Raw genomic sequence first — 12,987 nt, forward strand, 5'->3', positions numbered from 1 at the left:
CCCGCCACACCCGGTTGCGCAAAGTCATCGCGGCTTTACGGTTCCTTCATCAAATTGCCGCATCGCCGCGCCAATATGCTGGATGCAGAGAAAGGAAGCAGACACATGGCAACCCTCGCATCGTGGCCTGACGACCCCACACCCGAATCCCCCGAAGCCACCGCCGAGACGGCGATCCCTGCGCTGGTGGCGCAGGTCTACGAGTCGGCGCCCGCGGAAGAGCGCTGCCGCCTGGTCGAGACGCTGCTGCGCCCCCTGGGCGTGCTGTCGCTGGTGGCGATCGCGAATGGCATCTTCGCGAAGATCAGGTTCCGCAACGCGGGCCAGGATCCGGGGGTGCGCATCGACGATCTTCAGAACGTCGGCGCCGCCGACATGGTGGCGCTGGTCCACCACGCGCAGCAGGTCAGCGTCGAGACCGTCGACGGCCTGGTGCAGCAGCTCACCACCTCGGGCGCACTGGCGGGTTCAGCGGCGGCGGCCCTGCTGATCGGGCTGCTGGTGCAGCGTGCACGGTCCCGGCGCGGTGCGCAGACCCGCGCCGACGACGGGTCCCTGGACCCTTCCTGAGCGAGCCGCCGGACGCCGTCACCAGGTGCCCGGCAGCAGCACACCGCTATCGACATCGCGGACGTCGGTGCGCCCGCAGAAAGCCATCGTGAGGTCGAGTTCGTTGTGGATGATCTGGAGCGCGCGGCTGACGCCCGCTTCGCCCAGCGCGCCCAGGCCATAGAGCATCGAGCGCCCGATGTAGGTGCCCTTGGCACCCAGCGCCACGGCCTTGAACACGTCCTGGCCCGAGCGGATGCCGCCGTCCATGTGGACCTCGATGCGGTCGCCCACGGCCTCCACGATGGCAGGCAGCGCACGGATGGACGACTGCGCGCCATCGAGCTGCCGGCCGCCATGGTTGGAGACGATGAGCGCGTCGGCGCCGGCGGCCACCGCATGCCGGGCGTCTTCGACATCCTGGATGCCCTTGAGCACGAGCTTGCGCTTCCACAGCCGGCGGATCCAGGCGACATCGTCCCAGTCGAGGGTCGGGTCGTATTGCCCGAAGGTCCAGGCCGACACGGACGCCATGTCCTCGACCCCCTTCACATGGCCGAGGATGTTGCCGAAGCCATGCCGCCGGGTGCCGAGCATGCCCAGGGCCCAGCGCGGCTTGCTCGCCATGTCGATCAGGTTGCTCAGCGTGAGCCGCGGAGGTGCCGAGAGACCGTTCTTGAGATCCTTGTGGCGCTGTCCGCTGATCTGCAGGTCGAGCGTGAGCACCAGGGCCGAGCAGTTCGCGTCGTGCGCCCGGCGGATCAGGCGCTCGACGAACCTGCGATCGCGCATGACATAGAGCTGGAACCAGAACGGGTGGCCGCCGGTGGCCTCGGCGACGTCTTCGATCGAGCAGATGCTCACCGTGGACAGCGTGAACGGCACGCCGAAGGCCTTCGCCGCACGCGCCGCCAGAATTTCGCCGTCCGCGCGCTGCATGCCGGTCAGGCCGGTCGGGGCGATGGCGACCGGCATCGCGGCCTCCTGGCCCAGCATTGTGGTGCGGGTGCTGCGATGCGCGAGATTCACCGCCACCCGCTGGCGCAACAGGATCCGCTGGAAGTCGCGCTCGTTGGCGCGGTAGGTGCTCTCGGTCCATGACCCGCCGTCGACGTAGTCGTAGAACATCCGGGGCACCCGCTTCTGCGCCAGCAGGCGCAGGTCTTCGATGCAGGTGATCGCGTTCATGTTGCGTTCAGCATAGCCGACCGCCGCCTCCGCGCACCAGGAACTGCGAAATCCTGAGGTGGCCGCCTACAAGGGCAGCAATCCGGACGACGCGGCCAGCTTCAGCTGCAAGCAGCCGGTCAGAACCGCGCCGCCGAATAGGGCGCGGGGTCGACCACCGGCGGGCTGCCCTCGATCATCTCGGCCAGCAGCCGGCCGCTCACCGGCCCCAGCGTGAAGCCCTGGTGCGCATGGCCGAAGTTGAACCACAGGCCCGGATGCTTCGGCGCCGGCCCGATCACCGGCTTCATGTCGACCGTGCAGGGCCGATTGCCCATCCAGGGCTCGGGCTCGACCGGCTGCGGCAGATCGAGCAGTTCGCGGGCCGCGGCTTCCGCCTTGTCGAGTTGCACCGGCGTGGCCGGCGCGCCGATGCGCGCGAACTCGGCGCCGGTGGTGATCCGCATGCCCTGCGCCATCGGCGCCAGCACCAGGCCGCGCTCCGCATCCAGCAGCGGCAGCCGCAGCCCGGGGCCGCCGCGGTAATGGCGGTGATAGCCGCGCTTGACGAACAGCGGAAGCCGATAGCCGAGCGGCGCGATGAGCGGGTCGGCCCAGGGCCCGAGCGCCACCACCGCGTGGCGCGCGGCCAGCGGCCCGGCCGCCGTCTGCACCTGCCAGCCGCCGCCCACCGGGCGCAAGCCGCTGGCGTCGGCCTCGACCACCTCCCCGCCGAGTTCGGCAAAGCGCCGGGCATAGCGCGCCACCAGCGCGCCCGGATCGTTGACCGACCATGGATCCAGCCAATGCAGCGCACCCGCCATGGGCCGGCGCAGCCCCGGCTCGGCGCGCGCCAGCGCGTCGCTGTCGAGCAGCGCATGCCGCACGCCGTAGCGCCGCGCCAGCTCGGCGGCGCGCGCCACGGCCTGGTCCATCGCCGCCGGCGTGCGAAAGGCGAAGTGGTAGCCCTCCTTGCGCACCAGGTCGCCGGCGCCCGATTCGTCCATCAGGGCCTGGTGCTCCGTCAGGCAGTGTTCGATCAGCCGGCTGTACGCCTGGGCGATCGGTGCATAGCGCGCCGGGGCCGAGGCGTGCCAGTAGCGGGCCAGGCGCGGCAGCACCGCGGGCAGCGCGCTGAAGTGGTAGTTGACGTCGATGCCGCGCTTGAACGCGACATCGAACACGGTCGCCCACTCGCGCGGAAAGGCATAGGGCTCGACCGCCTCGCGCTGGATGATCCCGGCATTGCCGTAGGAGGTCTCGCGGCCGGGCGGGCGCCGGTCGACCAGGGCCACCGCGTGCCCGCGCCGCGCGAGCTGCAGCGCCGTGCAGGTGCCGACCATGCCGGCACCCAGGACCAGGACATCGCACGCCATCTGCGCCTCGCCTTTCAGTCGGGCCGGGCCGCGGTGACCGTGACTTCGAGCCGCGCGCCGGGCGCCAGAAGGCTCGCGACCACCGTCGTGCGCACCGGCAGCGGGTCGCGGAAGTGCTGGCGGTACTCGGCGTTGAAGGCGGCGAAGTCAGCGCCGTCGACCAGGTGCACGGCCACCTGCACCACGTCGTCCAGCCCCAGGCCCACCGTGGCGAGCGTGGCGCCGATGCGCCGCAGCACCAGCGCGGTCTGAGCCGCGATCCCCTCGGGAATGCCGCCGTCGTCGGCAAAGGGCATCTCGCCCGACAGGAAGACCAGGCCCCTGGCCTGGCGAAGCTTGGAGAACGGAAGTGCGGGTGCTGTCATGTGGCGGCTTTGAAATGCGGTTGATTATGGGTGGCCGAGGATATGCAGGCGTGGCAATCTGTTGAACGATTCGTTGCGTGAATCACAACGCACCAGGCGGTCATCCCTCCCGGCGCAGCACCTCTCTGAGGTGATCGAGAAAGGCCCGGCAAGACCCTGGCAAGGTCCGCCCGGCCATCGTCTGGACCTCGAAGTGGCGCTCGTTCATCTCGCGGTCGCGCAGCGGGACGCCGATCACCAGGCCGGCCTTCAGCCGGGTGCGCAGCGCCGCTTCGCCGCTGAGCGCGATGCCGCCGCCGGCGGCGGCGAAGGCGATCATGGCGTCGAGCCGGTTGCTCAGGAACACCGGCTCGCACTGCAGGCCCTGCCGGCTGCAGCTGATGTCGAACAGCTGGCGCAGGGTGGAATAGGGGCCGGGCAGCGCCATCGGGTAGCCGACCAGCTGCGACAGCGCCAGCTGGCGCCGCGATGCGAGCGGGTGGTCCTTCGCCATGATCGCCAGGATCGGCGAGGGGTGGCGCAGCTCGACGTTGATGTGGCGCTCGGAGCTGGTGCTGAGCGTGACGCCGATGTCGACATCGCCGTCGCGCACCAGCTGCGGGATCTCGGCTTGCATGCGGACATCGAGCGCGAAGCGGATGCCCGCATAGTCGCGCTGGAAATCGGCGATCAGGTTCGGCAGGAACTCGGACGCGAAGCCCTCGGTGCTGGCCACCCGCACCTGCCCCGTCTGCAGACCGCGCAGCGCCAGGATGTCGTCGGTGACGCGCTCGATGTCCTGCCAGGCGCGCTTGGCGTGCGCGGCCAGCAGTTCGCCTGCGGCATTGGGCACCATGCCGCGCGCCCGGCGTTCGAACAGCAGGGTGTCGAGTTCGCTCTCCAGCCGCGCGATATGCCGGCTGACCGCCGACGGCGCCACGTTCAGCCGCTCGGCCGCCGCCGTGACCGAGCCGGTGCGCACCACCTCGAGGAAATGGCGCAAGGAGCTTTCCTGCAACACGCGTTGACTGATGTTCCTGGACACGGGATGACCCTGATGAAGATTGCCATTATCGCAATGAAAGGTTTCTAACATTGATATTGCTGCAGGGCATTCGCCTTTCTACGATGAGGTCTCGCTGCCCCTCCCGCCCCGTCGCCCCCACCCCGCCATGCACATCCAACCCCTGCGCGCCCTCGGCATCGCCGCCCTTTGCACACTCTGTCTGCACGCCCCCCACGCGATGGCGGAGGACGCCTGGCCGTCGCGGCCGATCACGATGGTGGTGCCGTTCCCGCCGGGTGGCGGCGGCGACGCCCAGGGCCGCCTGCTGGCCCTGAAGCTGGCCGAAAAGCTGGGCCAGAACGTGATCGTCGACAACCGGCCCGGGGCCGGCACCGCCATCGGCGCCGCCTACGTCGCCAACGCCAAGGCCGACGGCTACACGCTGCTGATGAGCTCGGCCTCCACCTTCACGCTGAACCCGGCGATCCGCAAGACGCTGCCCTACGACCCGGTCAAGAGCTTCGAGCCGATCGGCATCGTGAGCCGTGTCGGGCTCGTGATGCTGGCCAACCCGAACGTGCCCGTGAACAACCCGAAGGAGCTGGTGGCGGCCGCCAAGACTGCGCCCGACAAGTACGCCTATGCCTCCTTCGGCGCCGGCACCAGCTCGCACTTCGCGGCCGAGATGGCGTTGCAGGCGATGGGCATCCGCCTGGTCCACGTGCCCTACAAGGGCAGCGGCCCGGCCATGACCGACCTGATCGGCGGGCAGGTGCCCTTCTCCTTCGACACCGTGACCGCCGCGCTGCCGCAGATCAAGGCCGGCAAGGTCAAGGCAATCGCGGTCACGACGGCCAGGCGTTCGGCGCTGATGCCGGGCGTGCCGACCTTTGCCGAGTCGGGCTTCCCATCGGCCGTGCTCGACAGCTGGGGCATGGTGGTCGCGCCGCGCGGACTGCCTCCGGCGGTGCATGCCCGGCTCGAGAAGGCGCTGGCCGAGACGGTGGCCGATCCGGCGGTGCGCAAGGGCTTCGCCGAGCAGGGTGTCGAGCCCGGCTTCATCGGCTCGGCCCAGGCCGCCGCCCAGCTCGAGGCCGAGCTGCCGCTGATGCGCGCCGTCGCCGTGCGCGCCAACATCCAGCCGGAGTGAGCCGATGAGCGAAGGAACCCGTCCCGCCGCGCTGGTCGAGTACTCGGCGGTCGCGCTGCGGCAGATGATCGCCACCCGCGAGATCTCGCCGGTCGAACTGCTGGCGGCCTGCATCGAACGCATCGAAGCCGTCAACCCCTTCGTCAACGCCGTCACGGCGACTTGCTTCGACCGCGCCCGCGACGAGGCTCGCGCCGCCGAGCGGGCGGTGCTGAAAGGCGATGCTCTCGGCCTGCTGCACGGACTGCCGCTCGGCGTCAAGGATCTGGAGCCCACGGCCGGCCTGCTGACCACCTTCGGCTCGCCGGCCTTTCGCGGCCACGTGCCGACCCAGGACATCGAACTGGTGGCCCGCCTGCGCCGCGCCGGTGCCATCGTCGCCGGCAAGACCAACGTGCCCGAGATGGGCGCCGGCGCCAATTCGCGCAACCCCGTGTGGGGCGCCACCGGCAACCCCTTCGACCCCCACCTCAATGCCGGGGGCTCCTCGGGCGGCTCGGCCGCCGCGCTGGCCTGCGACATGCTGCCCGTGTGCACCGGCTCCGACACCGGTGGCTCGCTGCGGATCCCGGCATCGAAGTGCGGCGTGGTGGGCTTCCGCCCCTCCCCCGGCGTGGTGCCGAGCGTGCGCAAGCTGCTGGGCTGGACGCCGATCTCGGTCGTCGGCCCCATGGGGCGCAGCGTCGGGGATGCCTGCCTGCAGCTGGCCGCGACGGCCGGCATGCATGCCGGCGACCCGCTCAGCTATCCGCTCGACCCGCTCGCGTTCCTGCAGCCGCGGGCCGCCGAGCTGGGCCGCCTGCGGGTCGCCTGGACCACCGACTTCGGCAGCTGCGACGTCGACCCGGAGATCCGCGCCACCTTCGCCGGCCGGATCGCGGCGATGCGGCACCTGTTCGCCCGCTGCGACGAGGTGCGCTTCGAGCTCGGCGACGTCCACCGCTGCTTCGACGTGCTGCGCGCCGAAGCCTTCGTCGCCGGCATGCGCGAGGCCTACGAGAAGGACCCTGCGAGCCTGGGCGAGAACCCGCGCGCCAACTACGAGATGGGCGCCGGCATGAGCCTGCTCGACAGCGCCTGGGCGCAGGCCGAGCAGACCCGCATCCTGCAGCGCTTCCAGGCCACCTTCGCCGACTACGACCTGGTGCTGGCGCCGACCACGCCGGTCTCGCCCTTCCCATGGACGCAATCCCATGCCCAGGTGATCGACGGCAAGGCGCAGTCCAACTACTACCGGTGGCTGGCCCTCACCTACGTCACCACGCTGACCACCCACCCCGCGCTGACGCTGCCCTGCGGTACCGATGCCAGGGGCATGCCGTTCGGCCTGCAGGTGGTCGGGCCGTTCCGCGGCGACCTGCAGGTGCTCTCGGCCGCGCTCGCGCTGGAGCAGGCCTTCGCCGCCGACCCGGTGCTGCGCCGACCGCGCCCGAACCTCTCCGCGCTGCGGATGCCGGAGCCGGCGCTGGACTCGATCGTCACCGCGCCGCCACCAGCGAACTGGCGCGAGCCCGGCTTTGCCGGCGGTAGCGCCACGTCGGTGGTCTAGGATGAATGCACGGAGACACAAGAAAGAGCCATGACGACTTCCTCGCCCACCTCCCAGGCGCTCGACCAGGCGCTGGCGCAAATGCTGGACGCGTTCTCCGCGTCCAACCCCGCCAGCCGCGAGTGCTTCGACATCCATGCGCGTTACCTGCCCGGCGCCAACAGCCGTTCGGTGCTGTTCTACGCGCCCTTCCCGCTCACGATGGCGCGCGGCGAAGGTGCCGTGCTGTGGGACCTGGACGGCCACCGCTACGACGACTTCATCGCCGAGTACACGGCCGGTGTCTACGGCCACTCGGCCCCGGAGATCCGCGCGGCCGTGATCGAGGCCATGGAAGGCGGCATCAACCTCACCGGCCACAACCTGCGCGAAGGCCGGCTCGCGCAGCTGATCTGCGAACGCTTTGCGCAGATCGAACGGGTGCGCTTCACGAACTCCGGCACCGAGGCCAACCTGATGGCCATCACCGCAGCGCTGCATTTCACCGGGCGGCGGCGGATCGTGGTCTTCTCGGGCGGCTACCACGGCGGCGTGCTGGGCTTCGGTGCGCAGCCGGCGCCGACCACCGTGCCCTTCGACTTCCTGGTGCTGCCCTACAACGACGAAACGGCCGCGCGCGCCGCCTTCGCACGCGAGGGGCCGGACATCGCCGCGGTGCTGGTCGAGCCCATGCTCGGCGCCAGCGGCTGCATCCCGGGGCGGCCCGCCTTCCTGCAAGCCTTGCGAACGCTGGCCACCGACGCCGGCGCCCTGCTGATCGTCGACGAGGTGATGACCTCGCGCCTGGCGCCGCACGGACTGGCGGCGCAGCACGGCATCCGGCCGGACCTGACCACGCTGGGCAAGTACATCGGCGGCGGCATGCCCTTCGGCGCCTTCGGCGGGCGCGCCGACATCATGGCGCTGTTCGATCCGCGCAGCGGGCCGCTCGCCCATTCGGGCACCTTCAACAACAACGTGGTCACCATGGCCGCGGGCCACGCAGGCCTGAGCCGGCTCTTTCCGCCCGAAGCCGCCGCGGCCCTGGCGGCGCGCGGCGCGGCGCTGCGCGATCGGCTCAATGGCCGCTGCGCAGCAGCCGGCGTGGCGCTCCAGTTCACCGGCATCGGTTCGGTGATGAACGCCCACTTCGCGGCGGGCGAGATCCGGCGCCCGGAAGACCTGGCAGCGGTCGACGCGCGCCTGCGCCAGCTCTTGTTCTTCCACCTGCTCGCGCAAGGCATCTATGCGTCGCCGCGCGGCTTCATCGTGCTGTCGCTACCGCTCGACGACGACGCCATCGCGCGCCTGGAGCAGGCCGTGGGGGACTTCCTGGCGCGTTTCGCGGCGCTGCTGCCGCGGCGCACGATGCCTTGAGGCCTTCATTTGCGCGCCAGTTTGGCCGGGTCGACCCGGTCGTAGCCGCTCAGCTCCATGAAACCCTCGCCGCCCGCGCCGCCGGTGACCTTGACCGGACCTTCCCAGTAGACATTGGCGGTGGTCTGGGCGGCATCGAACTCCGCGTCGGCGAAATACGGCTTGAGGTGGAAGACCCCCGAAGGCAGCTTCAGGTCCCATTCGACGACATAGCTGATCCGGGTCCGCGGACTGGTCCAGGTGCTGCCGGGCGTCAACACGGTCTCGCCGGCCTTCAGCGGCACCGCCGCCCCGTTGCCATCCGAGACCGTGCCGGCGGTCAGGACGTTTCGGCCTTCCATGTCGAACAGCGCATAGAGCATGACGTCGGAGCCGTCCGCCAGGTGCAGCGCGAACCAGTTCCAGCCCAGGGTCAGGACATCGAACTCGCCCCACTGGTGATCGAACCAGACCTCGCCGCGCACCGGCACCTGCTTGCCGGCGATCGAGACCTCGCCCTGCGCCTCCATGCGCGGACGCGAGTAGTAGTAGCTGATGCCGCTCTGGCCGAAATCGAGCAGGCCCGGCGTGCGGGAATCGGCGGCGCGGTGGGCGACCACCGGGTGACTGTCCTTGAGGTCGAGCGTGAACCACGCGCCGTCGAGCGCCGCGCGCACCACGTGGGCCGGACCCGAGCCGGCGACCTGCCACCCCTCCGGCCTGAAATCGAAGCCCTTCTCGACGGCATTCGAGGGCATGCCGCCGGTGCGGCTCTGGCTGGTGAAACGCCGGCCGGATTGAAGATCGGTCAGCGCGGCATGCAGGACCGTGTGCTTGATCAGTCCGTTGGCCACGAAGACCGCGACGTGGAAGGCATAACGCTCGCCCGACGTGGCGTTGAGGATGCCGCTGTAGTACCACCACTCCATGCCCGAGCCGTGCGCCCGGTCGTCGGCCGGCAGGTTCAGGGGTGCCAGGGCGGCGGTGCGTTCGACCGGCTGTCCGGGCCCGGCGGCGGCGGCCGCGCCCGATGCGGCCAGCGGCGCCGGCTCGGAGGCCAAGAGTTGGTACAGGCCGGCGCCGACCACCGCGGCCACCACCACCAGGGTGGCGAAGAAGATCCACAGGCCCCTCCTGCGCGCCCGCCGCGAACGGTGGATGCGCCAGCGGCCCGAACCGGAGCGTCGGGAACTTCGGGGGAGATCGTCGGCGTTCATGGCGGGGTATCCTGGGTCGTGAAGTCAGGTGGTGAACAAGCGTATCAGTTGCATCTGTCGCCAACCCACAAAAATTGCCGCCCGCCCTCAACTTTTGCCGCGAATTGCCGATAGACCGGGATTCATTTCCGGCGCGCCTCCATGAACGATCTCAGCCTCCTTGCCGCGGATCACGATCCGTGGGTCGTCCTCGCTTCGGTGGCGGTGGCGATCCTGGCGTCCTATGTGACGCTCGACCTGTCGCTGAAGGTCCGCACCCCCGAGGGCGGCGTCAACCGAATGTGGTGGATCGCCGGTGCGCTGGTCATGGGCACCGGTGTCTGGTCGATGCATTTCGTCGGCATGCTGGCCCTCATGCTGCCGATGGACATCGGCTTCACCACCCTGCTGACCTTCGTCTCCTGGCTCGCCGGGGTCGGCGCTTCGGTGATCGCGCTCGGCGTGGCGAGCCACGGCAGGTACAGCCGCCGCTCGATCGCGCTGGCGTCGCTCGCGATGGGCGCCGGCATCTGCGCCATGCACTACATCGGCATGGCGGCCCTGGACTTGCAGCCCGGCATCGTCTGGGACTGGCGCCTGGTCGCGGCTTCGGCGGCGATCGCCGTGGCCGCCTCGGCCGCCGCCTTGCTGATCTTCCGGCTGCTGCAGCGCGTGCATGCGCGGCGGCGCTTCGCGATGCAGCTGCTGTCCGCCACCCTGATGGGTGCCGCGATCTGCGGCATGCACTACACCGCCATGGCCGCGGCCGGCTTTCCGGCCGATTCGGTCTGCCTGAGCGCCGACGCGCTGGGCGGGCGAAGCCTGGGCGCCGCGGTGGCCATCGCGACCCTGGTGCTGCTGCTGGGCACGCTGCTCGCGTCCATGCTCGAGGCCCGGCTGCAGCGGGTCGCGCGTCTGCTGTCGCAGTCGCTCCAGGAGTCGAACGCGCGGCTGCAGACCGCCAACGATGAACTGCTCCAGCGCGCCCTGTCCGACCCGCTCACGGGGCTGCCGAACCGCAAGCTGTTCGAAGACCGGCTGCGCCAGGCCGTGCACCGCCTCGAGCGCGTCAACCAGAAGACGGTGGTCGAACATCTGGCCGTGATGTTCGTCGACCTCGACGGCTTCAAGCCGGTCAACGACACCTTCGGCCACGGCGCCGGCGACCAGATCCTGATCGCCACCGCGCAGCGGCTGATCACCGAGGCCCGCGCGGGCGACACGGTGGCCCGGGTCGGAGGCGACGAGTTCCTGCTGCTGCTCGAAGGCCTGGACGCCATCGAGGACTGCGTCCAGGTGGCCAACCGGATCCTGCGCGCCTTCGCCCAACCTTTCGAACTGGCCGACCGGCAGCTGCGCATCTCGTGCTCGATCGGGATCGCGACGCATTCCCTTCGGGGCGACCCCGAGAAGCTGGTCGCCCACGCCGACGCCGCGATGTACACGGCCAAGCGCACGGGCGGCTCCAGCCTGGCGTTCTTCGAGCCGCACATGGCCATCGACACGGCCGACCACCTGCAGTTGCAGAGCGACCTGCGCCAGGCGCTGGAAGACAACCAGTTCGAGCTCTACTACCAGCCGAAGATCCACGGCCGGCGCCATCGCATGAGCGGCCTCGAGGCCCTGGTGCGATGGAACCACCCGCGGCTGGGCATCGTCGGCCCCGACACCTTCATTCCGCTGGCCGAGCGCTTCGGACTGATCGTGCGGCTCGGCCACTGGGTCATCAACGAGGCCTGCCGGCAGGTTGCGGCCTGGAGCGCCGAGGGCCGCCACATGCGCGTGGCGGTGAACCTGTCGGTGCACCAGCTGCGCGAAACCTCGCTGGTCGATTCGGTCGAAGAGGCGCTCAGGCGCTACGGCCTGCTCGGCTCGCAGCTGATCTGCGAGATCACCGAGTCGGTCGCGATCCAGGAGCGCGAAGTCACGACCCGGACCTTCGAAGGCCTGGCGCGCATCGGCGTCCACCTGTCGATCGACGATTTCGGCACCGGCTACTCGAGCCTCAGCCAGCTGCGCGACCTGCCGGCGCGGCAGCTCAAGATCGACCGCAGCTTCGTCAAGGACATCGAGTCCAAGGAGGATGCGCGCGCCGTGGTCGAGGCGGTCATCAAGCTGGCGCACGCGCTGCGGCTCACGGTGGTGGCGGAAGGGGTCGAGACCCAGGGGCAACGCGACGTGCTGCTGCGGCTCGGCTGCGACGAGCTCCAGGGCTTCTTCTACGCGCGGCCGATGCGGGCCAATGCGGTGCTGGGGTGGTCGCTGGACGAGTCTGCCGGCCTGGCGCCGGCATCGTAGCCACCGCCGGCGCGCACCCTCACTCCCCCGCCGTCGCCGCGTCGCTGACCCAGCTGGCCGAGCGGCCGATGCTCTCGAGCAGGTGCTCGGTGAAGGCCCGGACCTTGACGCTGGCACGCGGCGCGGCCCGCACCAGGAAGATGCCGCTCGGCTCCTGTCGCGGCGTGCCTTCGAGGTCGAGTTCGACGATGCGGCCCGCGGCCAGGTCTTCGCCGATGGCCCAGTTCGGCATCAGCGCGATGCCCAGGCCCTGGGCGGCGCACATGCGGCGGGCGTCGCAATCGTTGCTTTCCAGCGCGAACTGCGGCGGGCGACGCCAGTCGAAGCCGTCGAGCTCGCGCCAGCCGCGCGCACTGGTGCTGTGCTGGCGGTCGATCAGCCGGTGCCCCGACAGCTCTTCGAAAGTCCGCGGGCGGCCGTGGCGCTCAAGGTAGGCGGGCGAGGCGCCCATGATGTAGCGCTGGCTGCCGATGCGCTGGCAGATCAGGCTGCTGTCGGGCTGGTCGCCGATGCGGATCACGATGTCGAAGCGCTCCAGCACCGGATCGACCACCCGCTCGGTGAGTTCCAGCTCGACGTTGAGCGCCGGATGCTTCTCGAACAGCGAGCCCAGGTGCGGCGCCACGTGGCGGCGGCCGAAGGCCGGCACGCAGCTCACCCGCAGCAGCCCCTGCACGCTGCCATCGAGCGAGACGACCTCGCTGCGCGCATCGGTCATGTCGTGCAGGATCTTCACCGCCCGCTCGAACAGCAGCGAACCGGCCTCGGTCATCACCAGGGCCCGGGTCGAGCGCGTGAACAAGGGCACGTTCAGGTCCTGCTCGAGGGCGTCGATCTGGCGCGCCACCGAGGACGCGACCAGGCCCTTGCGCCGGGCCACGGCCGAGAAGCTCTTCGCCTGCGCCACGTCGACGAACATGGAGAGGCTTTCGGCAAAGCGGATGGATTCCATTGGTGCGATTTGTGCGACTGGCGCAAAGGCATTTGGCCTTCATGCCGGATTCCCATGACGAAGCG

Annotated in this window: 11 protein-coding genes; 5 read left to right on the plus strand and 6 right to left on the minus strand. The window is 70.2% G+C overall.

Annotated features, from left to right (window positions below):
• The first annotated feature begins 105 nt into the window (after positions 1–105).
• On the plus strand, positions 106–570 hold the full coding sequence (locus tag QTI68_RS31690) for a hypothetical protein (RefSeq protein ID WP_286527275.1): 465 nt from the start codon (positions 106–108) through the stop codon (positions 568–570).
• An 18-nt stretch (positions 571–588) separates the two neighbouring features.
• On the opposite strand, the gene QTI68_RS31695 is transcribed toward QTI68_RS31690, so the two are convergent.
• The 4 genes from QTI68_RS31695 to QTI68_RS31710 form a co-directional block, all read right to left on the minus strand.
• Complete coding sequence (locus QTI68_RS31695; protein WP_286527276.1) at positions 589–1,737, minus strand: alpha-hydroxy acid oxidase; 1,149 nt, start codon at positions 1,735–1,737, stop codon at positions 589–591.
• Between the two features lie 119 nt (positions 1,738–1,856).
• Positions 1,857–3,092 (minus strand): NAD(P)/FAD-dependent oxidoreductase, encoded by a 1,236-nt coding sequence (locus QTI68_RS31700; protein ID WP_286527278.1) that lies wholly within the window; start codon positions 3,090–3,092, stop codon positions 1,857–1,859.
• Positions 3,093–3,106: 14 nt separating this feature from the next.
• Positions 3,107–3,457: a RidA family protein gene (locus tag QTI68_RS31705; protein ID WP_286527280.1), complete on the minus strand. Its 351-nt coding sequence runs from the start codon at positions 3,455–3,457 to the stop codon at positions 3,107–3,109.
• Between the two features lie 100 nt (positions 3,458–3,557).
• Positions 3,558–4,469 carry a LysR family transcriptional regulator gene (locus QTI68_RS31710; protein ID WP_286527511.1) on the minus strand — a complete coding sequence of 304 codons (912 nt, stop codon included), beginning with the start codon at positions 4,467–4,469 and terminating at the stop codon, positions 3,558–3,560.
• A 139-nt stretch (positions 4,470–4,608) separates the two neighbouring features.
• Here QTI68_RS31710 and QTI68_RS31715 point away from each other — a divergent pair, with 139 nt between their 5' ends.
• Genes QTI68_RS31715 through QTI68_RS31725 form a run of 3 tightly spaced genes read left to right on the plus strand, consistent with a single transcriptional unit; the run spans position 4,609 to position 8,497 of the window.
• Positions 4,609–5,592: a Bug family tripartite tricarboxylate transporter substrate binding protein gene (locus QTI68_RS31715; RefSeq protein WP_286527281.1), complete on the plus strand. Its 984-nt coding sequence runs from the start codon at positions 4,609–4,611 to the stop codon at positions 5,590–5,592.
• 4 nt (positions 5,593–5,596) lie between these two features.
• Positions 5,597–7,141, plus strand: coding sequence for an amidase (locus tag QTI68_RS31720; RefSeq protein WP_286527284.1), 1,545 nt, complete (start codon positions 5,597–5,599; stop codon positions 7,139–7,141).
• Between the two features lie 30 nt (positions 7,142–7,171).
• Positions 7,172–8,497, plus strand: coding sequence for an aspartate aminotransferase family protein (locus QTI68_RS31725; RefSeq protein ID WP_286527286.1), 1,326 nt, complete (start codon positions 7,172–7,174; stop codon positions 8,495–8,497).
• 5 nt (positions 8,498–8,502) lie between these two features.
• Here the strand turns inward: QTI68_RS31725 and QTI68_RS31730 are convergent, their stop codons facing one another.
• On the minus strand, positions 8,503–9,693 hold the full coding sequence (locus QTI68_RS31730; protein ID WP_286527290.1) for a lipocalin-like domain-containing protein: 1,191 nt from the start codon (positions 9,691–9,693) through the stop codon (positions 8,503–8,505).
• 141 nt (positions 9,694–9,834) lie between these two features.
• Here QTI68_RS31730 and QTI68_RS31735 point away from each other — a divergent pair, with 141 nt between their 5' ends.
• Positions 9,835–11,970: a putative bifunctional diguanylate cyclase/phosphodiesterase gene (locus QTI68_RS31735; RefSeq protein ID WP_286527291.1), complete on the plus strand. Its 2,136-nt coding sequence runs from the start codon at positions 9,835–9,837 to the stop codon at positions 11,968–11,970.
• A gap of 19 nt (positions 11,971–11,989) precedes the next feature.
• On the opposite strand, the gene QTI68_RS31740 is transcribed toward QTI68_RS31735, so the two are convergent.
• On the minus strand, positions 11,990–12,922 hold the full coding sequence (locus QTI68_RS31740; protein WP_286527293.1) for a LysR family transcriptional regulator: 933 nt from the start codon (positions 12,920–12,922) through the stop codon (positions 11,990–11,992).
• Positions 12,923–12,987 lie beyond the last annotated feature (65 nt).

The organism is Variovorax sp. J31P207, from assembly GCF_030316965.1.
Lineage (GTDB): Bacteria > Pseudomonadota > Gammaproteobacteria > Burkholderiales > Burkholderiaceae_C > Variovorax > Variovorax ginsengisoli_B.